The organism is Ruegeria sp. K11, assembly GCF_056531905.1.
On sequence record NZ_JBQFMP010000005.1, the window covers coordinates 276,937 to 302,644 of the forward strand.

A 25,708-nucleotide genomic window follows, 5' to 3' on the forward strand; every position below is an offset into this window, starting at 1 on the left:
ATCCTACGGAGGAACGGATGCGTATAATTTTTATGGGTACCCCCGATTTCTCGGTCCCTGTTCTGGACGCTCTGGTTGATGCGGGCCACGAGATCGTCGCCGTCTATTGCCAGCCCCCGCGCCCTGCTGGGCGTGGCAAGAAAGACCGTCCGACCCCGGTTCATGCGCGGGCCGAGGCGCTCGGCCTTGATGTGCGCCATCCGACCTCGCTGAAATCCCCCGAAGCCCAGGCCGAATTTGCAGCGCTGAATGCCGATGTGGCAGTGGTCGTGGCCTATGGCCTGATCCTGCCGCAACCCATTCTGGATGCGCCCGCCCAAGGCTGCCTGAACATCCACGCCAGCCTGTTGCCGCGCTGGCGCGGGGCGGCGCCGATCCACCGCGCGATCATGGCGGGCGACGCCGAAACTGGCATCTGCATCATGCAGATGGAGGCAGGGTTGGACACAGGCCCCGTTTTGCTGCGCGAGGCTACCGATATCGGGGCTGAGGAGACCACCGCGCAGCTCCATGACCGCCTGTCGGGAATGGGCGCGCGCCTGATCGTCGAGGCACTCACCAAACTCCCCGACCTGACCCCGGACCCCCAGCCCGATCAAGGCGTCACCTACGCCGCCAAGATTGACAAATCCGAGGCGCGGGTCGACTGGTCGGCTCCCGCAACAGAGGTTGACCGGCACATCCGTGGCCTCTCTCCGTTCCCCGGCGCATGGACCGAAATCGGAGGCGACCGGATCAAACTTCTCGCCTCACGTCTGGCCGGCGGGCAGGGCGCACCGGGCGAGGTTCTGGACAGCTACCTGACCGTGGCCTGCGGCACAGGCGCGGTCGAACTGCTGCGCTTGCAAAGGGCGGGCAAAGGCGCGCAGGATAGGGAAACCTTCTTGCGGGGCTGGCCGATCCCGGTCGGTACCCGCCTGACGTCGGAGTAAAGCCAGATGTTCATGATCCTGATGGGCACCGTCGTGATCGCCGGGATCGTCGGCTATCTGTCCGAGAAAACGGGCTTTACCCATAACGGCTACCTTCCATCCATCATCATCTGCGTCGGCGGGGCCTTCCTGTTCTATTTCGTCCGCATCATGTTCGGCATCAGCTTTGGCCCGCCGGGGCTGGACGCGGTCCTGTCGTCGATCGGTGCGCTGATCATCGTGCCCACCCATTGGAGGAAATGACATGCCCATCGTCGCCCTGATCGTCATCGGAGCTGCCGCAGGCTTCCTCGCCACCCGCCTGATGCGGATCGAGGCCGACATCCCCACCACAATGCTGATCGGCATCGTCGGCGCGCTGGTTGGCGGGCTGATCCTGCGCACCTTGCTGGCGGTGATGGGTTGGCTTTCGGGCTTTGTCGGGGCCGTGTTGGGGGCGCTGCTGGTGATCTGGGTGTGGCAAACTTATGTGCGGCGCTGACGGCGGCCCAAAATGAAAGGTGATCAATGATCCGCGATCTGAATCCCGGTGATGTCGCGTTGATGGGCGTGCCGTTGGACCTGCATTCCTCGTTCCTGCAAGGCCCCGCCTTTGCCCCGGGACGCATCCGCGAGGCGCTGCATTCCGGAGCTGCCAATCTAACGGCTGAAGATGGCACCGATCTGGGCAAAACCGACCGCTTCAAAGACACTGGCGATCTGGATGTGTTCGAGATGATGGGGCAGGAACCCATCGACCGGATCGAGGCCGGCACTGCCGCCCGGATCGAAACGGGTGCGCGGGTGCTGTCGCTGGGGGGCGATCATTCGGTGGCCTATCCGCTGATCAAGGCCCATGCCGACCGGTATGAGGGGCTGAATGTGCTGCATATCGACAGCCATCCAGACCTCTATGACAGTCAGCAGATCGGACCGCTGGGCCATGGCTGCCCTTTTGCGCGCGTCATGGAGCTTGGCAAGGTCAAGCGTCTTGTGCAGGTCGGTATCCGCACGATGAACGCCCATCAACAGGAACAGGCTGACAGGTTCGGGGTCGAGGTGATCGACATGCGCAATTGGCGTCCCGATCTTGAGGTCAGCTTTGACGGCCCGGTCTACCTGTCGCTGGACCTCGACGCGCTGGACCCGGCTTTTGCGCCGGGTGTGTCGCATCACGAGCCCGGCGGGCTGAGCACGCGGGAGGTGATCAACCTGATCCACCGCTTCCGGGGTCAGCTAATTGGCGCGGATATTGTCGAACTGAACCCGCACCGCGATCCATACGGTATGACCGCCATGGTCGCGGCGAAATTTGTCAAGGAGATCGGCGCGCGGTTGCTGAACGGCTAACGGATTTCGCAATTGGCCGCTCTGCCCAGTTGCGGAGTGCTGCGGGTGGTCATGTCGAACCGGTTCGCCTCGGCTGCGGTCATCCAGTGCATCTCGTTTTCCGAGGCCGCGTCCAATGTGAACCAATAAAAGGCGGGATCAACGCCAAGATCGGCAAAATAGTCCAGATACCGAACATGTTCCGGGTGATCCTCGGGCAGCTCTGCGGCCACAAACCCGCCGCCGCCCCAGCTGTGGACGCCGACGCAAGCGCCGGGCTCAAGCACCCGCCGATTGCCCGCCAGAAACAGATCGGTTCCACCCGAAGCAACCAGCCCGTCCGAAGGCACGACCGTGTCGAACCCTTCCTGCCGCACCACGCGGCTGAAGACCACATTGGCATCATCATCGACCGAGCCTTCGATATTCTGCAGCACCAGCGTTTTGATGTCGGGATGGTCTTCGATGATTTCCTCAAACGCGCCCAGCGTTGTGTGGTCGATCGTGCCGCTGGCCACGATCTGATCCCCCTCAGCGACGAAGCTGACCGGCGAGTAGGGGGAGGCGCATCCCGCCAGCAGCAGCGCCGAAGCCAGATATGAAAATCGGAGGGTCATTGGTGATTCCTAAACCTTATTGCCTCGGAGGCCGGGCTTTGTAGACCGGCAATTGCCATCCGAAAAACAGCGACCCGGCCCGCAATGCCCAGCAAACAAGGGCGCATAGCGCAAGCGCGGGCAGGCCTTCAAGTCCCGCCCGGGTTGCCACAACCGCAGTCAAAGCCCCTGCAAAGGCGCAAGAGACATAGAGCTCACCCTGTTTCAGCACCAGCGGCACCTCGTTGCAGACCACATCGCGCATCAACCCGCCCAGACAGCCGGTGGTGACGCCCATCAGCACCACAATGGTGCCGGATTGGCCAAGCGATAGCGCGGCGCCCGTTCCGGCAGCCACGGCGATAGACAAGGCGAAGCTGTCCAGCCAGATCAGCCAATTGTACCGGCTTTCCACCAGATGGGCGGTGAAAAAAACCAGCACCGCCGCGCCGCAGGCAATCAGGATGTAATCCGGCTGGCCCACCCAGAACACCGGGTGCCGGTCCAGCAGCAAATCCCGAACCGTGCCCCCGCCCACGGCCGTCAGGCAGGCAATGAAGGCAAAGCCCACCAGATCCAACTGTGCCCGACTGGCCACCAGGGCTCCGGTCAGCGCAAAGACCAGAACCGAGGCATAGTCCAGCATCGCCAGCCCGCTCATGATCCGGCCTTGTCCGGCTTGAACGGGGCCATGCCTGCGCGCGCCAGTTCGTCGGCGCGTTCGTTTTCGGGGTGGCCTGCATGGCCCTTGACCCATTCCCAGGTCACATCATGCCGCTGCGCTGCCTCGTCCAGCCGCTGCCACAGATCGACATTCTTGACCGGCTTCTTGTTCGAGGTCTTCCAGCCATTCCGCTTCCAGCCGAAAATCCAGCCCGTCACGCCGTTCTTCACATAGGCACTGTCGGTCACGATGGTCAGTTTCGAGGACCGCTCCAGTGTCTCTAGCGCACTGATCGCGGCCAGCAATTCCATCCGGTTGTTGGTGGTCTCGGCCTCTCCGCCGTTCAGCTCGCGCTCTTTCAGGACGGTCTCACCGTCCATCGCGCGCAACAGCACGCCCCAGCCGCCGGGGCCGGGATTGCCGGAACAGGCGCCGTCGGTATAGGCAAAAAGATCAGGCATGGGCAAACACCAGAATGAACCCGTCATATGACCCCGCCAGACCCTTGCCCACCCCTTTGACGCTGCGGTCGATGGTGAACCCGGCCTCTGCCAGCGCGGCCTCAATCTCGGCCTCCGAGTAATAGGTATAGTATCGATCGATGCCGTCGCGGTGCTCGCCCGTGCCCAGCTTCATACCAAGGAACAGTTGACCACCGGGTTTCAGCGCCGCGTGGATCGCGCCCAGATGGCGCGGAAAATCGGCGCGGGGGGCGTGCAGCAGGGAAAAGCTGGCATAGATGCCGTCATATTCAGCCACTTCCGTGACATTATCGAAGGTCCCCAGATGCGCATCCACGCCGTTCTCGCGCGCATGGTCCACAAAGGCAGGCGTCGCATCCAGTGCCCGCACCTTCAGCCCCTGCCGCATCAGAAACGCGCTGTCCGATCCGGGCCCCGAGCCCAGATCCAGCACATATCCACCCGCGCCAACGGTGTCGGCAAAAGCCTGCCGCGCCTCAAGCTGTTCAGGGGGCAGGGGGATGTTCAGATACTCCGCGACGCGCGCCGTATAAGCGTTGATCGTCCGTTCGTCGGTCACAGGTAAACTCCTACCGCAAGACAGGCCAAGACCACGCAGGTCAGCAGGATGCGCAGGCGCATCCACCAGACCGGGGTTAGCCGCCAATACGAGAACAGCGCATCCAGCACGAGTAACCCGGCGAACCCGTACATCAGGTTCGTCCCGGCACCGACTGGCCCGCCGCCGGTCATGAAAAACGCCCAAAGCGCGGGCAGAACGGACAGTGCATAACAGGTCGCCGCCTTGCTGCCCGAGGTTTTGGTGGCAAAGCCCCACAACACGCCGGACATGAAGCTCAGGATGACCGAGCCATAGAACAGCTGGATATAAGGCCCCACGAACCGCGACCCCAGTTCCTGACGACCCCAATCGTTAAGATCGCCACTGAGATAGGTCAGAGCGCCCCAGAGAAAGGGGAGCAGCCCGGCCAGCCCAAGAAACAGCGGCGCGCGGGGGATGCCGCTCATGCCGGTTGCCTCAGGACGCGGGGCACTTTGAATTCCACGTTTTCCACCGCGGTCTCGACCAGCTCGACGGTGACATCATAGTGGTCGCTGAAGGCGTCGATCACCTCATTCACCAGCACTTCGGGCGCGGAAGCCCCGGCAGTCACGGCGACGCTTGAGATGCCTTCCAACGCGCGCCAGTCGATCTCGGTCGCGCGCTGAACCAGTTGTGCGTAATTGCAGCCTGCGCGCGAGGCGACCTCGACCAGACGGCGGGAATTCGAGGAATTCGGAGCACCGACGACCAGAAGCGCGTCGGATTTCGGCGCGACCGCCTTTACTGCCTCTTGCCGGTTGGTGGTGGCGTAGCAGATGTCTTCCTTATGCGGCCCGACAATGGCGGGAAAGCGCGCCTCAAGCGCGGCAATGATATCCTTGGTGTCATCCACCGACAGGGTGGTCTGAGTTACAAAGGCCAGTTTTTCGGCGTTGCGTACGGAAACCTGCGCCACATCCTCAACCGTTTCGACCAGCAGCACCTCGCCGTCCGGCAGTTGCCCCATGGTTCCGACCGTCTCGGGGTGGCCTTTGTGGCCGATCATGATCATCTGAAGGCCTGCATCCGCATGGCGCTGCGCCTCGACATGCACTTTCGACACCAGAGGGCAGGTGGCATCGACATAGATCATCTCTCGCTGGGCGGCGGTGGCGGGAACTGATTTCGGCACGCCGTGGGCGGAAAAGATCACCGGGCGATCATCGGGGCATTCATCCAGCTCCTCGACAAACACTGCCCCCTTGGCGCGCAGACCGTCGACGACGAATTTGTTATGCACGATCTCGTGGCGCACATAGACTGGCGCGCCCCATTTCTGCAGTGCCATTTCCACGATCTTGATGGCCCGGTCCACGCCGGCGCAAAACCCGCGCGGGGCGGCAAGATAAAGGGTCAGGGGCGGCTTGGTCATGTCACTGTCTCCTTGTCTGAGACAGGTAAGTCTTTTCATTGCCATGGTCCAGACAGGAGCGCGTCATTTACCTGACATGAATCGCTGTTAGCAAAGGGCTGATTTTAGTACCTGTCCCTTTACAAAGAAGCGCGGTCAGGGTGGTGACATCCTGACCGCGCCAATTTTTCCCCGGAAGTGAGTGGCCGGGGATCAGTGCCCGCCAGCCGCCGCAACGCTGCGCGGCTCGACTGGCATTTCACGTGGAGGGCGTCCGATCACGTCGCGCAGATCCTCAAGCTCGATGAAGTTGTCCGCCTGACGACGCAGCTCATCCGAGATCATAGGCGGCTGGCTGCGGATGGTCGAAACCACCGAAACGCGTACACCCTGACGCTGAAGGCTGGCAATCAGCGGGCGAAAATCCCCATCGCCCGAGAACAGCACGATATGATCAACGCGCGGTGCCAGTTCCATGGCATCGACAGTCAGTTCGATGTCCATGTTCCCTTTGACCTTCCGACGCCCCATGCTGTCGGTGTATTCCTTGGCCGGTTTCGTCACCATGGTGAAGCCGTTGTAATGCAGCCAGTCAACAAGGGGACGGATCGGGGAATACTCGTCGTTTTCCAGTAGCGCTGTGTAATAGAAAGCTCTAAGCAGTTTGCCTCTGCGCATGAATTCCTGGCGCAGCAACTTGTAGTCGATGTCAAACCCCAGTGCTTTGGCGGCTGCATAAAGATTCGAGCCGTCGATGAACAGCGCTAGCCGTTCGTCTTTGTAAAACATAAAAATGGTCCTTCCGGTATAAGCCACCGCGCCTTGAGATCCGTGAGTGAAGAAAAATGGTCAGCGCAATGGTGTCCCTAAAATAGGTCTTTTGGGTCTTATCGCAAGCATTCTCTTGTCCGAATATGGGGTGAAATATGATCAAATCAGGGTCAATGGCTGTTATTGCGCTCGGCGCAAATCTCAGCCTGAGAGGAAACGGACCCAATGTGACACTAAAAAACGCGCTGACGGCCATGTCCGAAGCGGGTTTGGTGATTCGCAAGACCAGTCGGTTTTATGCCACTCCGTGCTTTCCGGCCGGAGCGGGGCCGGATTATGTCAATGCGGCGGTTTTGGTCGAAACCGTTTCTGATCCCGAAACCGTGTTGCAGATCCTGCATCGTATCGAGCATGAATTCGGCCGGACCCGCGAGCAACGCTGGGGCATGCGGACGCTGGATCTGGATCTGGTGTGCTGGGGCGATCAAGTCAGGCCCGATCGGGCCGAATTTCAGCGATGGTTGACCTTGCCAGCCGAAGATCAGATCAAGTCGGCGCCCGAACGCCTGATCCTGCCGCATCCACGTCTGCAGGATCGCGCCTTTGTTCTGGTTCCGATAGCCGATGTAGCGCCCGATTGGGACCATCCGGTTCTGGGCAAGACGGTCGACGAGATGATCAGCGACCTGCCAGCCGGGGATGTTGCCGCCGTCACACCGTTGTGAGCATTGCATTTGCGGTATTTCCTGCTTGTCAAGGCGGGGATTCGCCCTTAGATAAACCTCTTCCTGACATGGATTCACTAACGGAGAGCGCCCCATGGCCCGCGTGACGGTAGAAGATTGCGTAGACAAGGTACAAAACCGGTTCGAACTGGTGATGCTTGCCGCCCATCGTGCGCGTGAGATTTCCGCCGGTGCGGCGATCACCGTGGATCGTGACAACGACAAGAATCCGGTCGTGTCCCTGCGCGAAATCGCCGACGAAACCCAGAGCGCTGACGAATTGCGCGAGCGTCTGATCGAGGCAAACCAGACCCAGATCGAGGTTGACGAGCCGGAAGAGGATCAGATGGCCCTGCTGATGGGCGCGGAATCCGACAAGCCCGCAGATGACGACATGTCCGAAGAAAAGCTTCTGCGCGCTCTGATGGAGGCGCAAGGCCAGGGGTAATCCCCAGACACGAAGGTGCGGACCGGATGATTTCTGCTGAAGACCTGATTGCGCTGGTCCGCAACTACAACCCCAAGACAAATGCTGACCGCATCGCCAGTGCTTACGAGTTCGGGTATCAGATGCATGACGGTCAGTTACGCCATTCCGGCGAGCCCTATTTTACCCATCCCGTTGCCGTCGCCGCCATCCTGACCGAACAGCGTCTGGATGATGCTACGATCATCACAGCCCTGCTGCACGACACGATCGAAGATACCAAAGCCAATTACGGCAAGGTCTCGGATCTGTTCGGAGACGAGGTTGCCAAGTTGGTTGATGGGGTCACCAAGCTGACCAACCTGCAGCTGTCGAGCCGCGAAACCAAACAGGCCGAGAATTTCCGCAAGCTGTTCATGGCTATGTCCAAGGATCTGAGGGTCATTCTGGTTAAGCTGGCCGACCGTCTGCACAACATGCGCACGATCAAGGCGATGCGACCGGAAAAGCAGGTGGTCAAGGCGCGCGAGACGATGGATATCTATGCGCCGCTTGCCGGTCGCATGGGGATGCAATGGATGCGCGAGGAGTTGGAAGACCTCGCTTTCCGTGTGTTGAACCCCGAAGGTCGTCAGTCGATCATCCGCCGTTTTATCACCTTGCAACGCGAAACCGGTGACGTAATCCATCGCATCACCGGCGACATGCGGTTCGAATTGGAAAAGGCCGGGATTGACGCCGAGGTCTTTGGCCGCGCCAAGAAACCCTATTCGATCTGGCGCAAGATGCAGGAGAAAGATCAGGGCTTCTCGCGCCTGTCCGATATTTACGGCTTTCGCATCATCACGCAGACCGAGGAGGATTGTTACCGGACACTGGGTGCGATCCACCAGCGTTGGCGCGCGGTGCCCGGGCGGTTCAAGGATTACATCAGCCAACCGAAATCAAACGGCTACCGTTCGATCCACACCACTGTTTCGGGACGCGACGGCAAACGGGTCGAGGTTCAGATCCGCACCCGTCAGATGCACGATGTCGCCGAAACCGGTGTCGCGGCGCATTGGTCTTACCGCGATGGCGTCCGGTCCGAAAACCCATTTGCTGTCGATCCGGCCAAGTGGATTGCCAACCTGACCGAGCAATTTGATAGCGAAGAGGATCACGAAGATTTCCTCGAAGCCGTCAAGCTTGAGATGTATTCGGACCAGGTCTTCTGCTTCACCCCCAAGGGTGACGTGGTGAAACTGCCGCGCGGGGCGACGCCGATTGACTTTGCCTATGCCATCCACACGCGGATCGGCCACGCCTGTGTCGGGGCCAAGGTCGATGGCATCCGCGTTCCCTTGTGGACCCGGATCAAGAATGGTCAATCGGTCGACGTGATCACCGCCGATGGCCAGACCCCGCAGGTGACATGGCTCGAGATCGCAGTGACCGGCAAGGCCCGCACCGCTATCCGCCGGGCTTTGCGGGAGGTGGACCGGGAACGGTTCATCAAGCTCGGCAAAGAGCTGGCGCGGTCAGGTTTCGAACATGTGGGGCGTAAGGCCACCGAAAAGGCATTGGACACGGCCGCCAAGCACCTGCGTCTGAAAGACCGGCATGAGTTGCTGGCGCGTCTCGGCAGTGCCGAGCTGACCGCGCATGATGTCGTCAGCGCCGTCTACCCGGAACTGACGCAGGACGAAGGCGACGCCATCCCGTTGCGCCGCGCTGTGATCGGTCTTGAACCCGGCCAGAAATTCGACCGCGCGCCCTGTTGCCAACCGCTGCCCGGAGAGCGGATCGTCGGGATCACCTATCGCGGCAAGGGTGTTGTGGTGCATTCCATCGACTGCGACCGCCTGACCGAGTTCGAAAGCGAGCCGGACCGCTGGGTCGATCTGCACTGGCATTCGGGGACGCATCCTGCGGTCTATGGGGTGACGCTGGATGTGACGATTGGAAACGACGCCGGTGTACTGGGACGTATTTGTACATTGATCGGTGAGAAAAAGGCCAATATCTCCAACTTGGAATTTGTGGACCGCAAACCGGATTTTTACCGTCTTCTGATCAGCGTCGAACTACGCGATCTGGAGCAGTTGCATTCGCTGATGCTTATGCTTGAGGCCGAAAGCGACGTTGCCGCGGTTGAACGGTATCGGGACAGGACCAAGACCGCAGTTGCGGCTGGCTGAGAAGGGGTGATCAGGAGTGGTATTCAAGCGCCGAGATCGACGCTCGCCTGTCCGGATCGCATCAGAATTCGTCTACCCGAAGGGTGGGTGGACCCGCGCTTTTCACTATGTCAAACATCGCGTCCGCCGTTTGCCAGATTCTCCTGAGCGCATTGCGCGCGGGATCGGGGCGGGGGTTTTTGCGGCGTTCACTCCGTTCTACAGTATGCACTTCGTGGTGGCCGCCGTTCTGGCGCGTCTTATCAACGGGAATATTCTGGCCGCGCTCAGCGGGACGTTTTTCGGCAATCCTCTCACTTATGTCCCCATCGGTGTCGTCAGCCTGCAAACGGGGCATTTCCTGCTGGGGACCCGGTTTGACAAGGATGACACCCATGGGTTGATGGGTAAATTCGCCGGAGCCATCGGTGATCTGAAAGACAATTGCATCGCCATGTTCACCGAACGGGAAGCCGACTGGCACGGGCTCAGTCGGTTTTATGATGATGTGTTTTTTCCCTACATGGTGGGTGGCGTCATTCCGGGCATCGTGGCCGGCGTGGTTTGCGGTTACCTCAGTCTGCCGCTGATCCGCACCTATCAACAACGCCGCCGGGCCAAGATCAAGGCGAAGTTCGAAGAAATCAAACGTTTGGCCGAAACCGAGACTGCCGTTTCCGTCGCAAACCCACTAGGCTCGGGCCAGAAGTCGGGAAAGGAATCAAGCGATGTCTGATAACCAATTGCGTTTGGGCGTGAATATCGACCACGTGGCCACCATCCGCAACGCACGCGGCGGAGCCTACCCTGATCCGATCCGCGCCGCGAAGCTGGCCGAAGAGGCCGGGGCCGACGGCATCACTGCCCACTTGCGCGAAGACCGCCGTCACATCCTTGACGCCGATATCGAAGGTCTGATGGACGCGCTGACCGTGCCGCTCAACTTCGAGATGGCCGCAACGCCCGAAATGCAGCAGATCGCCCTGCGCCACAAACCGCACGCCGTCTGCATCGTCCCCGAAAAGCGCGAGGAACGCACCACCGAAGGCGGGCTGGAAGTCGCGCGCGAGGAAAACAAGCTGGCGCATTTTATCGCCCCCCTGCGCGAGGTCGGTTGCCGTGTGTCGATCTTCATCGCCGCCGATCGCCGCCAGATCGAAGCGGCCCACCGTATCGGCGCCGAGGTGATCGAACTGCACACCGGCGCCTATTGCGACCTCCACGCCGAGGGCAAACCGGACGAGGCCGCCCGCGAACTGGACGCCCTGCGCGACATGTCCGCCTATGCCCATTCGCTGGGGTTGGAAGTCCACGCAGGCCACGGCCTGACCTATGATACCGTAAAACCCGTCGCCGCCTTCCCCGAAGTGCGCGAGTTGAACATCGGCCACTTCCTGATCGGCGAGGCTATTTTTCTGGGGCTGACACCGGCGATCACCGAGATGCGGAGGCTGATGGACGAGGCGCGGGGCTAGAGATCTGTGAAAGTGCTATTTGCCAGGAATGAGAAAGTCGGTCTGCATCGGGGATACTTTCTCGGCTACCTGTGCGTGAGCCTGATTGGGCTCAGCTGGATGAGAATCCTGCTTGGTTTTGAATGGCCCTTCCGGTCGTTCCCGGTTTTTGCCGGAATGCTTTTTGCCGCATTCTTATACGGGTTTGATGCTGGTCGCCGCGGAATGCAATGCGGCCCCGCCGTCAAAAGTTGGATTCTGGCGCGTATGATGGTCGTGAGCGCTCTGGGCGCTGCGCTGGGCCTACTGGCTTTTCTATTTGTTTTTGAAGATTTGAGAATTCCGGACTTCGATATGGGCTCCTTATTCCGGGCCATCATCAAGATTGTCGCCTCGTCGCTGGTTATGATCATCATTTGCCGGTTCTCATTCGTTGTTGGCGTCCAAACCGGCTATTCGGCCTATCAGCGGAGAAGAGAACGCGGACAATGATCCTCGGCATCGGCACAGACCTCGCCGATATCGACCGCATTCAAGGCACGCTCGATTGCTTCGGCGACCGGTGCCGCAACCGCGTCTTCACCGAAACCGAATAGCGCCAGATCGACGTCGCCCCCCGTATCGGGGCCGAGGTGCGCGAGTTGAACATCGGCCACTTCCTGATTGGCGAGGAAAACCGATTGACGATCTCTCTGGCTTAGGGCACAGCAGAGAGTTCGACGAACCACTGTGCCACCTGATCTGCCCAATCCGCTTGTCTGCCGTGGCCGTGTGGGCCAAGGGACAGCACAATTGAACCCGCCTCGCACTTGCTCCAGTGCTTTTGCCAGGTTTCGGTATCGATGCTTACGTCGTTGGCCATCTGCCCGCAGCCATTGGTGCGGGTCAGCAATTCTACCGACTTCATGACGCTGCCCTGTTCGAATTCGTAGCCGCCGAAAACGACAACCCGGCCTTCGAGCGGAACCGTGCGATCGGCAAAACCATGCGAGTGATGCATATGAACCGGGCCGCTGCACCGCCGCCACATCGGTTCCCAGAATGCGCCGGACGCGGACGCGTAGGCGAAGGCAAAATCGTGATTGTAACAGGCTTTGTCCCAAACCATGGACCCGCCGCGTGAATACCCTGCCAGCAGGATGCGTTCCGCGTTCAGCCCGAACCGACTTATTGCATCGGCCTTGATCTGATCCAGGGCTTTCAGGTCATCTCTGGGCCAGCGATGACCGTCATGCACTCCCCAATCCAACGCCTTGGGATTGCCAACATCGACCTGACCATCGGGCACGATCAACGCGATCCCCCGATCCGTAAACGCCCGCGCAAGGTTTGGCAGCTTGACGGCCGAGTTTGCTGTGGCTGCATATCCATGCAGGTAGATGACGCCGGGTGCGTTCTCGGAGTCTTCGGGAAGGACCACGCGATAGGTCAGATCTCCGACCCGACACGGATTCTCTTCGCTTCCGCAATCGCGCGGAGCCGCCAGGACGGCGGTGCCCATGGCCGCAGCGGCCAGCGCGATCGCGGTCATAAGTCTGGTGATCATCCGGCCTCTCCCCGCTTAAGCTTTCATTTCAATATAACAGGGTTGCCCCCGCAGGCCATCGGCTTGCCAACGGGACCAAATTGCCGTTGATTGTCGCCACAGCAGAAATGAGAAACACATGATCCTCGGCATCGGCACAGACCTCGCCAATATCGACCGCATTCAGGGCACACTTGACCGCTTCGGCGACCGGTTCCGCAACCGCGTCTTCACCGAGACCGAACAGCGCAAGGCCGAACGGCGCGCGGATACCGCGGGAACCTACGCCAAGCGATGGGCGGCAAAAGAAGCCTGCTCCAAGGCGCTGGGCACCGGCCTGCGCATGGGCATCGCGTGGAAGGACATGGCCGTCACCAACCTGGCGACAGGCCAGCCAGTGATGCATGTCACGGGCTGGGCGGCGGAACGCCTGCGCGAGATGACACCCGACGGGCACGAGGCGATCATCCACGTCACTCTGACCGATGACCATCCCTGGGCACAGGCCTTCGTGGTGATCGAGGCGCGCCCGCTTCACGATGCGGCCGCACGGCCTTGACTTGCCCCAATCTGCCCCGCATGTAGCACCCCAACCAATCAAGGACCGGAGAGCAGTATGGCCGAGGAAGCCAAATCAGGAAACGCCGTCTGGGAGACGATCAAAACCATCGTCTACGCCCTTCTGATCGCGGGCGTTTTCCGCACACTGTTCTTTCAACCCTTCTGGATTCCGTCCGGGTCGATGAAACCGACTCTGCTGATCGGTGATTTCCTGTTCGTCAACAAGATGGCCTATGGGTATTCCTACGCTTCCTGCCCCAGTCTGATCATCCCCAGTGTTGGTCTGAATGTGGATGCCGAAGACCTGTGCGGCTGGATGCAGGGCGACAACTCCCGCGTTTTCGGTGGTGAACCGGAACGGGGCGATGTCATCGTATTCCGCCATCCTGTCACCGGGCGCGACTATATCAAACGCCTGATCGGGTTGCCGGGGGATCGCATTCAGATCCGCGAGGGCCAGATCATCCTGAACGGGACGCAAGTTCCGCAGAAGCCGGATGGAGTATTTACTGAAGTCGCCGCGCGTCAGGGCCCTCAGGGCCTCAGCCCGCGATGCGAGAACGGGCCGGTTGGCATCGGCGGAGCGTGTGAAAAATCCCGTTTCATAGAAACGCTGCCGAACGGTGTATCTTACGAAGTTCTCAATATCGGCAACCAGGGATCCGACAACACCGGTGTCTATGTCGTGCCAGAGGGAGAGTATTTCTTCATGGGAGACAATCGGGACAATTCGGCCGACAGTCGGTTGCCGCAATCGGCTGGCGGTGTCGGCTATGTGCCTTTTGAGGATCTGATCGGTCGCGCGGACAGGATCATGTTCTCATCCTCCGGGCGTTCGATGCTGTTCTTCTGGACCTGGCGCAGCGATCGCTATTTTAAGGCGGTCAATTGAAGCTATCGGCAGAGATAAAGGCGTTCCAGCGGCGGTTGGGCTATGAATTCTCCGACGCTGAGCTGCTGGTGCGCGCCCTGACCCACGGCTCTGTCTCCTCGCCTACAAGACCGGACAATCAGAGACTCGAATTTCTGGGTGACCGCGTATTAGGTCTCGTCATGGCCACCGCGCTGCTTGAGGCCGACAAAAAAGCCTCGGAAGGTCAGTTGGCCCCACGTTTCAATGCGTTGGTGCGTAAGGAGGCCTGCGCCGATGTCGCCCGCCAGATCGATTTGGGCGCAGTGCTGAAGCTGGGCAGGTCCGAAATGCTCTCGGGTGGACGCCGCAAACAAGCCCTTCTGGGTGATGCGATGGAGGCCGTCATCGCGGCCATCTACCGCGACGCAGGGTTCGAAGCCGCCCGCGACGTCATTCTCGCGCTCTGGGGGGATCGCATTCACACGGTCGAGGCCGATGCGCGCGACGCCAAAACCGCGCTGCAGGAATGGGCGCAAGCCCGCGGTCAGAAACCACCGTCCTATATCGAGGTCAAACGCACCGGCCCCGACCACGCCCCCATCTTCACCATTGCCGCTCGCCTGCAGGACGGCACCGAAGCGCAGGCTACCGCAGGATCTAAACGTCAGGCCGAGCAAGCCGCAGCCAAGGCGTTGCTCACCTCACTTATGGCATGAGTCGCAAATCCACCACGCACATGATCCGCTTTTCATCTGGCTAAAAATATCCCGGGGGGTTTGGGGGGCTGGCCCCCCCCGTCACTGTCTTCTGGAATACGCGCGCTCTTTGCATTTCGACAAATCCCTCTGGCCCACCGGTCCTTTCTGCTATAGGGGTGCGCACTTGCAAACAGGATCGCATCACCCATGACCACACGCGCCGGATTCATTGCCCTGATCGGAGAGCCCAACGCAGGCAAATCCACCCTTCTGAACCGCATGGTCGGGGCCAAGGTCTCGATTGTGACACATAAGGTCCAGACCACCCGTGCCCGTATTCGCGGTGTGGTGATGGAAGGCGATGCGCAGTTGGTTTTCGTGGACACGCCGGGCCTCTTCAAACCGCGCCGCCGGCTGGACCGTGCCATGGTCGCCGCCGCCTGGGGCGGGGCTGCTGATGCCGATGTGGTTGTGCTGATGGTCGAGGCCCATCGTGGTATCACTGAAGGGGTCGAACGCATCCTCGAGGGACTGGAAGAAATCGGGCAGGGCCGCACCATCGCGCTGGCAATCAACAAGATCGACAAGGTTCCCTCGGAAAAACTGCTGGCGCTCACCAGCGACCTGAACGTGCGCTATCCCTTTGCCGAAACCTTCATGATCTCGGCCGAGAAAGGCCATGGCGTTGACGATCTGCGCAAATGGCTGGCCGCAGAGCTGCCCGAAGGCCCGTGGCTCTACCCCGAAGACCAGATCGCCGACCTGCCGATGCGCATGATTGCGGCCGAGATGACTCGCGAGAAACTGACCCTGCGCCTGCATCAGGAGTTGCCCTATCAACTGACCGTCGAGACCGAAAACTGGGAAGAACGCAAGGACGGGTCTGCCAAGATAGATCAGGTCATCTATGTCATGCGCGACGGTCACAAGGGCATTGTGTTGGGCAAGCGGGGCGAGACCATCAAGGCTGTCAGTCAGGCCGCGCGGGCGGAACTGGAAGAGTTTCTTGATCGCAAGATCCACCTGTTTCTGCAGGTCAAGGTCCGGCCCAACTGGCTGGAGGAATCCGAGCGCTACTCGGAAATGGGTTTGGATTTCAAAGACGGTAACGCATGACACGGGCGAAGAATTTTCGACGAAAATTCTCGGCACAAACGGACAGGACGGCACCATGACCCGGCTGACGGCGGAGTTTTGGGTTCATGCCTACCTGGCACGGCTTCGGTTTCAGGACATCCCCGCTTTTGTCGTCACCCATGGCGATGACACGGCAGGCGCAGTGCTGGTCAAGCTTAACACGCTGGATGGCGATGCAACCGCCTTCCAGCGCAGCTTTGACCTGATGAGCGGCGATCGGAAATGGGTCGAGCTTGCCAGGGGCCCCGAGGCCGAGGTGGATCAGGCCATCTCACGTCAACGTGGATTTGATCCCGATCTGTGGGTGATAGAAGTGGAAGACCGGAACGGGCGGCATTTGCTAGGAGATGAAGGTCTCGACTGACCCGGCATTGTGCATGGCATTGCGATTGCGTAGCTTTTGGGTTGCAAGTCCAGAGCGGGCGCAAATACTCAGGCGGAACATGGTCGTCGGTCTGGTCAAAGATGCGGGGGCCTTTGGATCGGACCAAACGGCGGTTCCGATCACAGGCGAATGGGATGAAGGTATGATCGACCTCAGCAATCAAAATCCATTGCGGGCCAGCCGCAATTACAAGATTTACGACCATCCCCATTTTGAAGGCGTGCTATTGAAGGTCCGGACGGACAAACCGCGTAAACGGTTTTTCAAACGATATTCCACATTCCGGTACAGCAACCTCAGACAATGGCAGCGTGAGGCCAATGAATACCTTGCCGCCATGAGCCGGGGGTGCCCTGAAATCTGGCGGCTGGCCGGGTTCTATGGCTATGCGCAAACCTCGGAAGGGCCTGCGATTGCGGTGGAGAAAATGACTGGCCCCGACGGCGATCTGGCGCAAACGATTACCGAAGAGTTGCGCGGAGTTCCGAAAAGCGACCCACGGCACGCTGCGTTGATGAAGGAACTGGACGAATTGCTGACTGATCTGGAAAACGGTCGGATCATTGTCGGCGACATCAGCCGCCAGAACATCGTGCGTGCGCAGGAACGGGGCGGAAAACTGGTGGTCATCGACGGGTTGGGGGAACGCATTATGCTGCCACTGACCCTGATCAGCGACTGGGCCTTCCGGAAATCCTCGGCGCGCCGCCGCAAGCGCATGATGCTGTGAGCGCGGCTTGGACTGGCGCGACCAAGGGATATTGTTGACCACGCGCCGCCATGGTGAGACCGCGGCGATCATCGAGGTGTTCACCCAATCCCATGGCCGTCACGCCGGGGTGGTCCGTGGTGGAACCAGTCGCAAGATTGCGCCGATCCTGCAGCCCGGAGCGCAGCTGGATGTTCTATGGCGCGCTAGGCTTGAGGAGCATATCGGCACGTTTCAGGTCGAACCGCTCCGGTCCCGAGCGGCGGCAGCGTTCTCGGGGCGTTTGGCGTTGTCCGGGTTGAATGCGGTGGTCTCGCTGCTGTCCTTCTCGATGCCCGAACGTCAACCACATCCGGAGCTGTACAAAACGACCGAACAACTGTTGGACCTGCTGGGGCAGGACGACATTTGGCCCCTGGCTTATCTGCGCTGGGAGTTGGCGGTGTTGGAAGAGTTGGGGTTTGGTCTGGACCTTAGTCAATGTGCGGTCACGGGAGCGTCGGAAGGGCTGAAATACGTGTCGCCCAAAACAGGTCGGGCTGTCAGTGCGGCCGGGGCCGGAGACTGGGCGGACAGGCTGTTGCCGCTGCCCCCGTGCCTCAGGGGAGAAGGGCAGGGCGAGGACACGGAAGTTGCCGACGGGTTCAGGACCACCGGGTATTTCCTAAACCATCGATTGGCCCCGTCGCTGGGCCACAATCCATTGCCCGAGGCCCGAGAGCGATTTGTGGAACATTTCACTCGGCGGCTTTGAAGACCATCTCGTGCCCGGCGTCATTTCGAAGGATCAACACGTCGCCGGATACTTCCGACTGTGTCATGGCCAGCAAAGCGGCAAAGAAAACCCCCTCGGCCTCAAGCCCTGCACAGGCTGCCCGCGTTGCCGACAGGTTCTGAATTTCGAACCAGGGATAAGGCGCGTTCAGGGTGGCGTTGAAGCTGTTGCATGGACCATGTCCGGTGATTTTACCATCTTCAGGAAATTGCAACAGGGCACTGGTCGCGAAGGGTTCTCCGTCGATCTGTTGCAAAACCCAGGTCCTATCCGCGGCAGCATAAGCCGCAACGGTCTCATCCCTGTCGCATTGAAACAGAGCCAGCAGGGGGAGAATCAGGGTCCGGCGTAACATGGGCGTTCTGTCCTTCGGTTGCGGCGTCGAGCCGCCTCAATAGGGGTTTGCGCCGCTGAGCAACGCGTCGCGCACATCCTGACGCGGACGCCAGTTATATCTGGTGTCCTCGCGCACCGCTGACCAGTACAGCGCGCCACTGTTGCGCCACGGGTCCAGGATGATGCCATCATACATCGAGTCCCCCTTGGCGCTGATCAGGGCCGAGTGATGGATGATCCTGAACGCGGTTGGAGGAGACGTGGCCCAATGCAGATCGAGTGTGCGGAAATTTTCCTGCCGCAGCCGTGTGGTCATAGCTTGCGCCCAATCGTTGCACAGTCCGAACTCACGGAACCCATTGATGATCTTGGCGTTATGGACGATGGCCGGATCGGTGATCTGCCATTCCTCGGCCAGATTCTGAGAATATGTATAAGCTATGCGCGCCGCGTCCTGGGCCTCGGCGGGGTCAACCTTTGGGTCAAGGCTTTGGATGGCCTGCGCCAACTCATCAATGCCGGATTGGGTGACAGTGGGTCGAGGCGTCGCACAGCCGCCCAGCGTCGCGAGGGCTGCCAATAGGACCAGCGTCAATCGGATCATGTTTGTGCCACCTGCTCGGACTGTGTCGCCCGGTGATCTACCGATCCTGAAAGGGGAATCCTAGGGGGAGATTTCGCGTCATTCCGTCCCCAATGACAGAGAGGTCTGTATGAATGGCGCGAAAAAAGACCCGGCGCGGGCGCCGGGTCAAGTTGGGGAAACAGGGTGCTGAAATGGTCAGCCCAGCAGACGCCGGGCAATCACCTGTGCCTGAATCTCAGCAGCCCCTTCAAAAATGTTCAGAATGCGTGCATCGCACAAAACGCGGCTGATCTTGTATTCCAGTGCGAATCCATTGCCACCATGGATCTGCAACCCGTTATCCGCCGCAGCCCAAGCAACCCGCGCGCCCAGCAACTTGGCCATTCCGGCCTCGAGATCGCAGCGCTGGCCATGGTCTTTTTCCCAGGCCGAGAAATAGGTCAGCTGTCGCGCGATCATGATTTCGACCGCCATCATTGCCAGTTTGCCCGAGACCCGGGGAAAGTTGATCAGCGATTTGCCGAATTGTTTGCGGTCCTGCGCGTATTGCATGGCGATATCCAGCGCGCTTTGCGCCACACCGATGGCGCGGGCCGCAGTCTGGATACGGGCGGATTCGAAGGTTTCCATCAGTTGCTTGAAGCCCTTGCCTTCGTCGCCGCCCAGCAGGTTCTCGCCCCTGACTTTGAAGCCGTCAAAGCCCAACTCGTATTCCTTCATCCCGCGATAGCCCAGAACCTCGATCTCGCCACCGGTCATGCCGGGCGTTGGGAAGGGGTCTTCCTCAGTGCCCGGGGTCTTTTCGGCCAAAAACATGGACAGGCCGCGATGGTCGGTGGTTTCGGGGTTGGTGCGCGCCAGCAATGTCATCACATGGGTGCGCGCAGCATGGGTGATCCAGGTTTTGTTGCCGGTGATCTGGTAGTCGCCACTTTCATCCTTGACCGCGCGGGTGCGCAGGCTGCCGAGGTCTGATCCGGTGTTGGGTTCGGTAAAGACGGCGGTCGGCAGAATCTCGGCGCTGGCGATTTTGGGCAGCCAATGCTCTTTCTGGGCGTCGGTGCCACCCGCAATAATCAACTCTGCCGCAATCTCGGACCGGGTGCCCAGCGACCCCACTCCGATATAGCCGCGCGACAACTCTTCCGAGACCACGCACATCGAGGCTTTGGACAAGCCGAAGCCGCCAAATTCTTCGGGGATGGTCAGGCCGAAAACACCCATCTCTGCCAGGTCTTCAATAACTTCGATCGGGATCAATTCGTCCTTGAGGTGCCAGTCATGGGCGTGCGGTTCGACCTTTTCCTGCGCGTAGCGACGGAACTGATCCCGGATCATCTCAAGCTCTTCATCCAGACCCGAGGCCCCGAACATCGTGGCTCCGGCCTGATCCTCCATCAATTCCACAAGCCGCGTTCGCGCTGCTTGCGAATTGGCCTGGGCCATCAAAGTCTGAACCTCGCTGCATTGGAAACCCGAGAGCGCATCCCAGCCGAGCCCGAGGTCCTGAAGGCGCACGACCTCGCCCTGATTCATCGGGATGCCGCCGGCAATCTGATGCAGGTATTCGCCAAATGCGATCTGGTGCAGCAGCTGTTCGATCTCGCCGAACTTGCCTTCGGCCGTCAGCGCCTCGGCCCAGCGTTGCATCTGCTGCAATGCCTGATGGTAGGTGGCCAGCCATGACAACCCATGTGCCGCTGTCTGGTGCGCTTCGATCAGGGCACCAGAAACCTTGCCATCCTGCGAGACCATGTCGCGGACCGAGGCGCGGGCGCGGGTGAAAACCGTTTCGACCGCCGGCAGGGCAGTAGCGGTCAGCGTCAACAGATCGGGCAATACCGTCGGTTGGGTCATGGTGGTCAAATCCTGTCCGTCATGGGCCATCAGTCACGTCCTTCTCAAGGTCGTCTGGTCATATCATGCTGCACGTGCAGCGCAACAAAAATACGTAATAATGCCTAAAAAAGTTCGAAAATTACGAGATCGTTTTTGCAATGCAGAATTCCGCACGGGTGATATGAAAGCGATATGGCGCTGTTTTCACTCATGAGTCCGCAGGATTTCTACCTCGCTCTGATTGTTGCATTTGTTGCGGGATGGATCAAAGGTATGGTTGGGTTCGCTATGCCGATGGTATTGGTGTCCGGGCTCAGCATCCTGTTGCCGCCCGATCTTGCATTGGCAGGGTTGATTCTGCCGACATTGGCAACCAATGGCCTGCAGGCGCTGCGCGAAGGACCAGTGGCGGCGATCGCCTCTGTCCGTCAATTTCGGGTCTTTCTGGGGGTCGGGCTGATCTTTCTGTTAGGGGGGGCACAGTTGGTCAGTGTTTTGCCGACAAAGACTTTCCTGCTGGTGATCGGGCTTCCGGTGTTTTTTTTCGCGCTGGTTCAGCTGTTGGGCCTGCGGCTGACCTTGCAGAACCCTTCATTGCGTGTCGAGGCTGCAATCGGCGCCGTCGCAGGCTTTGTCGGAGGGATGTCCGGTGTTTGGGGGCCGCCGACCGTGGCATATCTGACGGCGCTGAACACGCCAAAACGTGACCAGATGCGCGTGCAAGGGGTGATCTACGGGCTGGGGGCGGTGGCTTTGATGCTGGCGCATTTGGGGTCGGGTATCCTGCGGGCCGAAACTGCGGTGTTTTCGGCCCTGCTGGTGACGCCTGCGGTGCTGGGCATGTGGTGCGGGCTTTCTCTGCAAAATCGGATTGATCAGGCCCAATTTCGCAAGTTGACGTTGCTGGTTTTACTGATCGCCGGGTTCAACCTGCTGCGTCGCGGATTGTTGGGTTGAGGCGTCAGCCGCGCTTTTCCATCAGTCTGAACGCATAGAGCAGCCCCAGCATCAGGAAGAACAGGCCCGAGATGTCTCCGATCAGATAGGCTATAAATTCCGCAGTTGCGCTGCCGAATGCCAGATTGGTCAGGCTGGCAACCAGGAAAGAAGTCACGACCCCGACCCCCATGATACACAGCCAGCAGGGCTTGCGGTCGGGGCTGGGGAACAGGTCCCATCCCAACCATTTGCATAGATAAAACACTGCAGGGACAGTTGTGACCGCGATGCCTATGGCCAGCAACCGGCTGGGCGCAAACACATCGACCCCGCCAATGGCAAAGAAGACAAGGAACACGCCGGGCAGCAAGGCAAAAATGGCGCGCCAGCCCAGCAGCCACGCAGTCAGCACGCGGACGCCATGCGGCAGAAACAGCAGACTGGCGCGGCTTGGATATTCAGGAAAGAACATGTTTTGCAGCGGCATCAGCACCTCGAAGGTGAGGAATGATGCAGCCACATAGGCCAGAGAGGCGAAAAATGTGTCCGAGACCCACCTGCGCACGGCATTCAGCCATCAATGCGCAGGCTTGCGGTATCACCTGGGGGCATGAACGACGTACCGCCCGCGATTGGCGTTGCCGCTTTGCGAAAGGTAGCCCTTCTGCACCAGCGATTTGAGTGCCCGGAAGAACGTGGGGCGCGAGACGCTTTTGACCAGTGTGTGCTCGATCAGGCCAAATGTACGAACCTCTTGGTCCGCTTTCGAAAGCTCTTCGGCCGCATAATAGATATCCCGTTCGACAGGAGAAAGCTCCTCCAGCCCCAGCGTCTTTTCCATGCTTTGCATCAGTTTGCGCAGTTCCGTGAGTTTCGAAATTTCTGTCATGGTCTACCTGTCATTTATCGTGTCGGTGCGAGATGATTGAGGCTGCGAGAACCCGGTTAACATTTCAAACTGACACTCATCCCCAAGTGGCTTTGATCGTTACATTTTGGGATCGTCCGGCACGCAGTATTGACTGAGCGTGCGCGGCTGACCTCTGGTTCACGGTCCGACACCTGCATAATCTGAAACACAGCCACAGGCACCTGACTGATGGGGTTCGATATCCCAACAGCTCTTTTGTCGCAATGCATTTTTGCGTGAGCTCGTGTTGCAACCGCACCGATTGCACCGGGTTTCAGCGTAATCTGTCAATGGGGGCATGATTGCCCCCATCTGCGCGATTACCCGATTGCGACGGCTTTGATGTCGTCGTCGATGAAGGGAACATACTGTTCGAAATTCTCGGCGAACATCTGGACCAGCTTTTCAGCCTGACGGTCAAACGCGGCCTGATCGTCCCAGGTGCGGCGCGGGTCCAGCAAGACTTCGGCGACGCCGGGAACCGAGACAGGCACATCAAAGCCGAAATTGGCATCCTTGCGGAATTCGGCGTCACGCAGCGATCCTTCCAAAGCGGAAGTCAGCAGGGCCCGTGTGGCCCGGATCGGCATCCGGCTGCCCACGCCATAAGCGCCACCGGTCCAGCCGGTGTTGACCAGCCAGCAGGTGGCGCCGTGCTGGGCAATCTTGTCACGCAGCAGGTTGCCGTATTCCTCGGGGCGACGCGGCATGAAGGGCGCGCCGAAGCAGGTCGAGAATGTGGGCTGCGGCTCGGTCACGCCCCGCTCGGTCCCGGCTACTTTGGACGTGAAGCCTGACAGGAAGTGATACATCGCCTGTGCCGGTGTCAGCCGTGCGATCGGAGGCAGGACGCCAAACGCGTCACAGGTCAGCATGATGATGTTCTTGGGGTGCCCACCCAACGCGCTTTTTGACGCGTTCGAAATGTACTCAAGCGGGTAGGCGCAGCGCATGTTCGCTGTCAGCGAGTCATCTTCGAAATCCAGCTCTTTGGTTTCCGGATCAAAGACCATGTTTTCGATCACGGTGCCAAATTTGCTGGTGGTGGCGTAGATTTCCGGCTCGGCCTCGGCGTTCAGGTTGATTGTCTTGGCATAGCAGCCGCCCTCGAAATTGAAGGTGCCGCGATCTGACCAGCCGTGCTCGTCGTCGCCGATCAGAATGCGCGCCGGGTCAGCCGAGAGGGTGGTTTTTCCAGTGCCTGACAGGCCAAAGAACACCGCAGTATCAACAGGGTTGCCGACCGCATGGTTGGCCGAGCAGTGCATCGGCATCACGCCTTTCTCGGGCAGCATGTAGTTCAGCAGTGTAAAGACGGATTTCTTGTTCTCGCCTGCATATTCGGTGCCGCCGATCAGGATCAGCTTGCGGTCAAAGTTCAGCGCGATCACCGTCTCGCTGCGGCAGCCATGCTTGGCCGGGTCGGCCTGAAAGCTGGGGCAGTTGATGATGGTGAAATCCGCGGTGAAGTCATCCAGGTCCTCGCGATCCGGACGGCGCAGCAGATGACGGATGAACAGATTGTGCCAGGCCAGTTCCGTGACCATGCGCACATTGATCGAATAAGCCGGATCAGCCCCGCCGACCAGATCCTGCACGAAGTAGTCGCGGCCCTTCATATGCTCCAGCATATCGGCATGAAGCGCATCGAACCCTTCGGGGCTCATCTCGGCATTGTTTTCCCACCAGATGCTGTCGGCCACGCTGTCGGTCTTGACGACATGCTTGTCCTTGGGGGATCGGCCGGTGAATTTGCCGGTGGTCACCAGAAAAGCACCGCCATTGCCCAGCGTGCCTTCGCCGCGTTTCAGCGCCTCTTCGATCAGCGCGGGTTCCATGAAATTGTAATAGACATTGCCCAGACCCTCGATGCCCTGATCCTCGAGGCGGAATTGCGGGTTAACCCGTCCAGATGTCATGTGTGTCTTCTCCGTGTGGTGGCGCGAAGGCGGTTGGGCCGCGTGCGCCTTGGGCAATAGGCCGGGAAAAACCGGCGGATGCGCGGGTCTTATCATGGTCATTTGGGGCATGAACAGGAGGGTTTGACGCAGTTAGCGCAACCAAGTCCAGGTTTAGCGCCACCACGGTTTTCCTGTCGGAAATTCAGGCGCTTTTCCGGGAAACGATACGGCTTTTTTGCCGCAACTGTGTGGCAACAATCTCACGTTTTATAGATACAATTTGATTCGCAGCCTTAAAAAAGCCAAAAATACTCTACTAATAGGCGGAATATTGCGTGTTTGAGCAGGAACAGGGGTAAACCCGATGTCTAAGATTGCACTGGTGGATGACGACAGGAACATTCTGACGTCCGTATCCATGACGCTTGAGGCCGAAGGCTTTGAGGTTGAAACTTATAATGACGGTCAGGCGGCGTTGGATGCGTTCAACAAAAAGCTTCCGGACATGGCCGTGCTGGATATCAAGATGCCGCGTATGGACGGCATGGATTTGTTGCAGCGTTTGCGGCAGAAAACACAGATGCCGGTCATTTTCCTGACGTCCAAGGATGATGAAATCGACGAGGTTCTGGGTCTGCGCATGGGCGCGGATGATTATGTCAAGAAACCTTTCTCGCAACGCCTGCTGGTCGAACGCATTCGTGCGCTTCTGCGTCGGCAGGAAGCCACCGAAGGCGATGTTGCCAATACAAACGCCGGCGATGCCAAGGTCATGGAGCGTGGAGAGCTGCGCATGGACCCGTTGCGTCACTCGGTGAGCTGGAAAGGCAATGACGTCTCTTTGACCGTGACCGAATTCCTGCTGTTGCAGGCGCTGGCCCAACGACCCGGCTTTGTCAAAAGCCGCGATCAGCTGATGGATGTGGCCTATGACGATCAGGTTTACGTAGATGACCGGACCATCGACAGCCATATTAAGCGTTTGCGCAAAAAGATGCGTGCTGCCGATTCCGAGTTTTCGGCTATCGAAACACTGTACGGCATCGGATATCGGTACAACGAAGAGTAAACGCGCCTGCTGCCTGCAGGAGTAAAGAGGTCT

Annotated in this window: 33 protein-coding genes and 1 pseudogene; 20 read left to right on the forward strand and 14 right to left on the reverse strand. The window is 59.5% G+C overall.

Features of this window, described 5'->3' with window-relative positions:
• Nucleotides 1-17 precede the first annotated feature (17 nt).
• From fmt to speB, 4 genes are read left to right on the forward strand one after another with little or no spacing between them, the layout of a single operon-like run.
• Nucleotides 18-932, forward strand: a complete 915-nt coding sequence (fmt, locus tag ACR0K4_RS10395; RefSeq protein ID WP_480853899.1) for a methionyl-tRNA formyltransferase — start codon at nucleotides 18-20, stop codon at nucleotides 930-932.
• Between the two features lie 6 nt (nucleotides 933-938).
• Entirely contained in the window at nucleotides 939-1,175 is a 237-nt protein-coding gene (locus tag ACR0K4_RS10400) for a hypothetical protein (protein ID WP_480534255.1), read from the forward strand.
• A gap of 1 nt (nucleotide 1,176) precedes the next feature.
• Nucleotides 1,177-1,413 (forward strand): GlsB/YeaQ/YmgE family stress response membrane protein, encoded by a 237-nt coding sequence (locus ACR0K4_RS10405; RefSeq protein ID WP_480518532.1) that lies wholly within the window; start codon nucleotides 1,177-1,179, stop codon nucleotides 1,411-1,413.
• A gap of 26 nt (nucleotides 1,414-1,439) precedes the next feature.
• Entirely contained in the window at nucleotides 1,440-2,261 is an 822-nt protein-coding gene (gene speB / locus ACR0K4_RS10410) for an agmatinase (RefSeq protein ID WP_480853900.1), read from the forward strand.
• On the opposite strand, the gene ACR0K4_RS10415 is transcribed toward speB, so the two are convergent.
• The 7 genes from ACR0K4_RS10415 to ACR0K4_RS10445 form a co-directional block, all read right to left on the reverse strand.
• Nucleotides 2,258-2,857, reverse strand: a complete 600-nt coding sequence (locus tag ACR0K4_RS10415) for a COG3904 family protein (RefSeq protein ID WP_480853901.1) — start codon at nucleotides 2,855-2,857, stop codon at nucleotides 2,258-2,260. The genes speB and ACR0K4_RS10415 overlap by 4 nt on opposite strands.
• A 16-nt stretch (nucleotides 2,858-2,873) precedes the next feature.
• A complete protein-coding gene (locus ACR0K4_RS10420; RefSeq protein WP_480853902.1) occupies nucleotides 2,874-3,497 on the reverse strand; it encodes a trimeric intracellular cation channel family protein in 624 nt (207 codons plus the stop codon).
• A complete protein-coding gene (rnhA, locus tag ACR0K4_RS10425; protein ID WP_480853903.1) occupies nucleotides 3,494-3,961 on the reverse strand; it encodes a ribonuclease HI in 468 nt (155 codons plus the stop codon). Before rnhA ends, ACR0K4_RS10420 begins: the two co-directional genes overlap by 4 nt.
• On the reverse strand, nucleotides 3,954-4,541 hold the full coding sequence (locus ACR0K4_RS10430) for a class I SAM-dependent methyltransferase (RefSeq protein ID WP_480853904.1): 588 nt from the start codon (nucleotides 4,539-4,541) through the stop codon (nucleotides 3,954-3,956). The genes rnhA and ACR0K4_RS10430 overlap by 8 nt, the downstream gene beginning before the upstream one ends.
• The gene (locus ACR0K4_RS10435; RefSeq protein WP_480853905.1) at nucleotides 4,538-4,990 is read right to left on the reverse strand and encodes a DUF3429 domain-containing protein; all 453 of its coding nucleotides are present in this window, start codon (nucleotides 4,988-4,990) and stop codon (nucleotides 4,538-4,540) included. Before ACR0K4_RS10435 ends, ACR0K4_RS10430 begins: the two co-directional genes overlap by 4 nt.
• Nucleotides 4,987-5,937 carry a 4-hydroxy-3-methylbut-2-enyl diphosphate reductase gene (gene ispH / locus ACR0K4_RS10440; RefSeq protein ID WP_480853906.1) on the reverse strand — a complete coding sequence of 317 codons (951 nt, stop codon included), beginning with the start codon at nucleotides 5,935-5,937 and terminating at the stop codon, nucleotides 4,987-4,989. Before ispH ends, ACR0K4_RS10435 begins: the two co-directional genes overlap by 4 nt.
• 192 nt (nucleotides 5,938-6,129) lie before the next feature.
• On the reverse strand, nucleotides 6,130-6,705 hold the full coding sequence (locus ACR0K4_RS10445) for a LabA-like NYN domain-containing protein (protein ID WP_480853907.1): 576 nt from the start codon (nucleotides 6,703-6,705) through the stop codon (nucleotides 6,130-6,132).
• 137 nt (nucleotides 6,706-6,842) lie between these two features.
• On the opposite strand from ACR0K4_RS10445, the gene folK reads away from it, so the two are divergent.
• From folK to ACR0K4_RS10480, 7 genes and pseudogenes are all read left to right on the forward strand, one after another.
• The gene (gene folK, locus ACR0K4_RS10450; RefSeq protein WP_480853908.1) at nucleotides 6,843-7,412 is read left to right on the forward strand and encodes a 2-amino-4-hydroxy-6-hydroxymethyldihydropteridine diphosphokinase; all 570 of its coding nucleotides are present in this window, start codon (nucleotides 6,843-6,845) and stop codon (nucleotides 7,410-7,412) included.
• Between the two features lie 94 nt (nucleotides 7,413-7,506).
• Nucleotides 7,507-7,860 carry a DNA-directed RNA polymerase subunit omega gene (gene rpoZ, locus ACR0K4_RS10455; RefSeq protein WP_170356736.1) on the forward strand — a complete coding sequence of 118 codons (354 nt, stop codon included), beginning with the start codon at nucleotides 7,507-7,509 and terminating at the stop codon, nucleotides 7,858-7,860.
• A gap of 26 nt (nucleotides 7,861-7,886) precedes the next feature.
• On the forward strand, nucleotides 7,887-10,019 hold the full coding sequence (locus ACR0K4_RS10460; protein WP_480853909.1) for a RelA/SpoT family protein: 2,133 nt from the start codon (nucleotides 7,887-7,889) through the stop codon (nucleotides 10,017-10,019).
• A gap of 16 nt (nucleotides 10,020-10,035) precedes the next feature.
• Complete coding sequence (locus tag ACR0K4_RS10465) at nucleotides 10,036-10,734, forward strand: DUF2062 domain-containing protein (RefSeq protein ID WP_480518552.1); 699 nt, start codon at nucleotides 10,036-10,038, stop codon at nucleotides 10,732-10,734.
• Nucleotides 10,727-11,473 carry a pyridoxine 5'-phosphate synthase gene (locus ACR0K4_RS10470; RefSeq protein ID WP_480853910.1) on the forward strand — a complete coding sequence of 249 codons (747 nt, stop codon included), beginning with the start codon at nucleotides 10,727-10,729 and terminating at the stop codon, nucleotides 11,471-11,473. The genes ACR0K4_RS10465 and ACR0K4_RS10470 overlap by 8 nt, the downstream gene beginning before the upstream one ends.
• 6 nt (nucleotides 11,474-11,479) lie before the next feature.
• Nucleotides 11,480-11,944: a hypothetical protein gene (locus tag ACR0K4_RS10475; RefSeq protein WP_480853911.1), complete on the forward strand. Its 465-nt coding sequence runs from the start codon at nucleotides 11,480-11,482 to the stop codon at nucleotides 11,942-11,944.
• Nucleotides 11,941-12,045 (forward strand): annotated as a pseudogene (locus ACR0K4_RS10480) (holo-ACP synthase); the annotation flags it as partial. The gene ACR0K4_RS10475 and the pseudogene ACR0K4_RS10480, both read left to right, overlap by 4 nt.
• Nucleotides 12,046-12,149: 104 nt before the next feature.
• Here ACR0K4_RS10480 and ACR0K4_RS10485 read toward each other — a convergent pair.
• Nucleotides 12,150-12,998, reverse strand: coding sequence for an alpha/beta hydrolase family protein (locus tag ACR0K4_RS10485; protein ID WP_480853912.1), 849 nt, complete (start codon nucleotides 12,996-12,998; stop codon nucleotides 12,150-12,152).
• A gap of 118 nt (nucleotides 12,999-13,116) precedes the next feature.
• Between ACR0K4_RS10485 and acpS the strand changes: the two genes are divergently transcribed.
• From acpS to recO, 7 genes are all read left to right on the forward strand, one after another.
• Nucleotides 13,117-13,536 (forward strand): holo-ACP synthase, encoded by a 420-nt coding sequence (acpS, locus tag ACR0K4_RS10490; RefSeq protein WP_480518560.1) that lies wholly within the window; start codon nucleotides 13,117-13,119, stop codon nucleotides 13,534-13,536.
• A 57-nt stretch (nucleotides 13,537-13,593) separates the two neighbouring features.
• Entirely contained in the window at nucleotides 13,594-14,430 is an 837-nt protein-coding gene (lepB, locus tag ACR0K4_RS10495; protein ID WP_480518562.1) for a signal peptidase I, read from the forward strand.
• Nucleotides 14,427-15,107: a ribonuclease III gene (gene rnc / locus ACR0K4_RS10500; RefSeq protein WP_480518564.1), complete on the forward strand. Its 681-nt coding sequence runs from the start codon at nucleotides 14,427-14,429 to the stop codon at nucleotides 15,105-15,107. Before lepB ends, rnc begins: the two co-directional genes overlap by 4 nt.
• A gap of 189 nt (nucleotides 15,108-15,296) precedes the next feature.
• Nucleotides 15,297-16,205, forward strand: coding sequence for a GTPase Era (era, locus tag ACR0K4_RS10505; RefSeq protein ID WP_480518566.1), 909 nt, complete (start codon nucleotides 15,297-15,299; stop codon nucleotides 16,203-16,205).
• Nucleotides 16,206-16,260: 55 nt separating this feature from the next.
• Nucleotides 16,261-16,590, forward strand: coding sequence for a DUF1491 family protein (locus ACR0K4_RS10510; protein WP_480518568.1), 330 nt, complete (start codon nucleotides 16,261-16,263; stop codon nucleotides 16,588-16,590).
• 79 nt (nucleotides 16,591-16,669) lie between these two features.
• Complete coding sequence (locus ACR0K4_RS10515; RefSeq protein WP_480518570.1) at nucleotides 16,670-17,341, forward strand: YrbL family protein; 672 nt, start codon at nucleotides 16,670-16,672, stop codon at nucleotides 17,339-17,341.
• A 7-nt stretch (nucleotides 17,342-17,348) separates the two neighbouring features.
• The gene (recO, locus tag ACR0K4_RS10520; RefSeq protein WP_480518572.1) at nucleotides 17,349-18,074 is read left to right on the forward strand and encodes a DNA repair protein RecO; all 726 of its coding nucleotides are present in this window, start codon (nucleotides 17,349-17,351) and stop codon (nucleotides 18,072-18,074) included.
• Here the strand turns inward: recO and ACR0K4_RS10525 are convergent.
• The 3 genes from ACR0K4_RS10525 to ACR0K4_RS10535 form a co-directional block, all read right to left on the reverse strand.
• Nucleotides 18,058-18,450 (reverse strand): META domain-containing protein, encoded by a 393-nt coding sequence (locus tag ACR0K4_RS10525; protein WP_480518574.1) that lies wholly within the window; start codon nucleotides 18,448-18,450, stop codon nucleotides 18,058-18,060. The genes recO and ACR0K4_RS10525 overlap by 17 nt on opposite strands.
• Nucleotides 18,451-18,486: 36 nt before the next feature.
• A complete protein-coding gene (locus ACR0K4_RS10530) occupies nucleotides 18,487-19,035 on the reverse strand; it encodes a hypothetical protein (protein WP_480853913.1) in 549 nt (182 codons plus the stop codon).
• Between the two features lie 177 nt (nucleotides 19,036-19,212).
• Entirely contained in the window at nucleotides 19,213-20,904 is a 1,692-nt protein-coding gene (locus ACR0K4_RS10535; RefSeq protein WP_480853914.1) for an acyl-CoA dehydrogenase family protein, read from the reverse strand.
• A 144-nt stretch (nucleotides 20,905-21,048) separates the two neighbouring features.
• Here ACR0K4_RS10535 and ACR0K4_RS10540 point away from each other — a divergent pair, with 144 nt between their 5' ends.
• Complete coding sequence (locus ACR0K4_RS10540; RefSeq protein WP_480853915.1) at nucleotides 21,049-21,813, forward strand: sulfite exporter TauE/SafE family protein; 765 nt, start codon at nucleotides 21,049-21,051, stop codon at nucleotides 21,811-21,813.
• 4 nt (nucleotides 21,814-21,817) lie between these two features.
• On the opposite strand, the gene ACR0K4_RS10545 is transcribed toward ACR0K4_RS10540, so the two are convergent.
• The 3 genes from ACR0K4_RS10545 to ACR0K4_RS10555 all read right to left on the reverse strand — a co-directional run bounded on the left by ACR0K4_RS10545 (nucleotide 21,818) and on the right by ACR0K4_RS10555 (nucleotide 24,624).
• A complete protein-coding gene (locus ACR0K4_RS10545; protein ID WP_480518583.1) occupies nucleotides 21,818-22,360 on the reverse strand; it encodes a hypothetical protein in 543 nt (180 codons plus the stop codon).
• Nucleotides 22,361-22,393: 33 nt separating this feature from the next.
• Nucleotides 22,394-22,684, reverse strand: coding sequence for a hypothetical protein (locus ACR0K4_RS10550; protein WP_480518585.1), 291 nt, complete (start codon nucleotides 22,682-22,684; stop codon nucleotides 22,394-22,396).
• 341 nt (nucleotides 22,685-23,025) lie between these two features.
• Nucleotides 23,026-24,624 carry a phosphoenolpyruvate carboxykinase gene (locus ACR0K4_RS10555; RefSeq protein WP_480853916.1) on the reverse strand — a complete coding sequence of 533 codons (1,599 nt, stop codon included), beginning with the start codon at nucleotides 24,622-24,624 and terminating at the stop codon, nucleotides 23,026-23,028.
• 346 nt (nucleotides 24,625-24,970) lie between these two features.
• Between ACR0K4_RS10555 and ACR0K4_RS10560 the strand changes: the two genes are divergently transcribed.
• Entirely contained in the window at nucleotides 24,971-25,675 is a 705-nt protein-coding gene (locus ACR0K4_RS10560) for a response regulator transcription factor (RefSeq protein ID WP_480518588.1), read from the forward strand.
• Nucleotides 25,676-25,708: the final 33 nt, after the last annotated feature.

Excerpts from the sequence above, each read along its gene's own strand:
- ACR0K4_RS10540 (WP_480853915.1), top strand. The coding sequence starts at position 21,049 with ATGGCGCTGTTTTCACTCATGAGTCCGCAGGATTTCTACCTCGCTCTG.
- fmt (WP_480853899.1), top strand. The coding sequence starts at position 18 with ATGCGTATAATTTTTATGGGTACCCCCGATTTCTCGGTCCCTGTTCTG.
- ACR0K4_RS10555 (WP_480853916.1), bottom strand. The coding sequence starts at position 24,624 with ATGACATCTGGACGGGTTAACCCGCAATTCCGCCTCGAGGATCAGGGC.
- ACR0K4_RS10445 (WP_480853907.1), bottom strand. The coding sequence starts at position 6,705 with ATGTTTTACAAAGACGAACGGCTAGCGCTGTTCATCGACGGCTCGAAT.
- ACR0K4_RS10530 (WP_480853913.1), bottom strand. The coding sequence starts at position 19,035 with ATGATCCGATTGACGCTGGTCCTATTGGCAGCCCTCGCGACGCTGGGC.
- ACR0K4_RS10485 (WP_480853912.1), bottom strand. The coding sequence starts at position 12,998 with ATGATCACCAGACTTATGACCGCGATCGCGCTGGCCGCTGCGGCCATG.
- ACR0K4_RS10525 (WP_480518574.1), bottom strand. The coding sequence starts at position 18,450 with ATGTTACGCCGGACCCTGATTCTCCCCCTGCTGGCTCTGTTTCAATGC.
- rnhA (WP_480853903.1), bottom strand. The coding sequence starts at position 3,961 with ATGCCTGATCTTTTTGCCTATACCGACGGCGCCTGTTCCGGCAATCCC.
- ACR0K4_RS10405 (WP_480518532.1), top strand. The coding sequence starts at position 1,177 with ATGCCCATCGTCGCCCTGATCGTCATCGGAGCTGCCGCAGGCTTCCTC.
- ACR0K4_RS10460 (WP_480853909.1), top strand. The coding sequence starts at position 7,887 with ATGATTTCTGCTGAAGACCTGATTGCGCTGGTCCGCAACTACAACCCC.
- ACR0K4_RS10415 (WP_480853901.1), bottom strand. The coding sequence starts at position 2,857 with ATGACCCTCCGATTTTCATATCTGGCTTCGGCGCTGCTGCTGGCGGGA.
- rpoZ (WP_170356736.1), top strand. The coding sequence starts at position 7,507 with ATGGCCCGCGTGACGGTAGAAGATTGCGTAGACAAGGTACAAAACCGG.
- era (WP_480518566.1), top strand. The coding sequence starts at position 15,297 with ATGACCACACGCGCCGGATTCATTGCCCTGATCGGAGAGCCCAACGCA.
- ACR0K4_RS10420 (WP_480853902.1), bottom strand. The coding sequence starts at position 3,497 with ATGAGCGGGCTGGCGATGCTGGACTATGCCTCGGTTCTGGTCTTTGCG.
- speB (WP_480853900.1), top strand. The coding sequence starts at position 1,440 with ATGATCCGCGATCTGAATCCCGGTGATGTCGCGTTGATGGGCGTGCCG.
- ACR0K4_RS10510 (WP_480518568.1), top strand. The coding sequence starts at position 16,261 with ATGACCCGGCTGACGGCGGAGTTTTGGGTTCATGCCTACCTGGCACGG.
- ACR0K4_RS10515 (WP_480518570.1), top strand. The coding sequence starts at position 16,670 with ATGGTCGTCGGTCTGGTCAAAGATGCGGGGGCCTTTGGATCGGACCAA.
- ACR0K4_RS10470 (WP_480853910.1), top strand. The coding sequence starts at position 10,727 with ATGTCTGATAACCAATTGCGTTTGGGCGTGAATATCGACCACGTGGCC.
- lepB (WP_480518562.1), top strand. The coding sequence starts at position 13,594 with ATGGCCGAGGAAGCCAAATCAGGAAACGCCGTCTGGGAGACGATCAAA.
- ACR0K4_RS10560 (WP_480518588.1), top strand. The coding sequence starts at position 24,971 with ATGTCTAAGATTGCACTGGTGGATGACGACAGGAACATTCTGACGTCC.
- ACR0K4_RS10400 (WP_480534255.1), top strand. The coding sequence starts at position 939 with ATGTTCATGATCCTGATGGGCACCGTCGTGATCGCCGGGATCGTCGGC.
- acpS (WP_480518560.1), top strand. The coding sequence starts at position 13,117 with ATGATCCTCGGCATCGGCACAGACCTCGCCAATATCGACCGCATTCAG.
- ACR0K4_RS10435 (WP_480853905.1), bottom strand. The coding sequence starts at position 4,990 with ATGAGCGGCATCCCCCGCGCGCCGCTGTTTCTTGGGCTGGCCGGGCTG.
- folK (WP_480853908.1), top strand. The coding sequence starts at position 6,843 with ATGATCAAATCAGGGTCAATGGCTGTTATTGCGCTCGGCGCAAATCTC.
- ispH (WP_480853906.1), bottom strand. The coding sequence starts at position 5,937 with ATGACCAAGCCGCCCCTGACCCTTTATCTTGCCGCCCCGCGCGGGTTT.
- ACR0K4_RS10550 (WP_480518585.1), bottom strand. The coding sequence starts at position 22,684 with ATGACAGAAATTTCGAAACTCACGGAACTGCGCAAACTGATGCAAAGC.
- ACR0K4_RS10535 (WP_480853914.1), bottom strand. The coding sequence starts at position 20,904 with ATGGCCCATGACGGACAGGATTTGACCACCATGACCCAACCGACGGTA.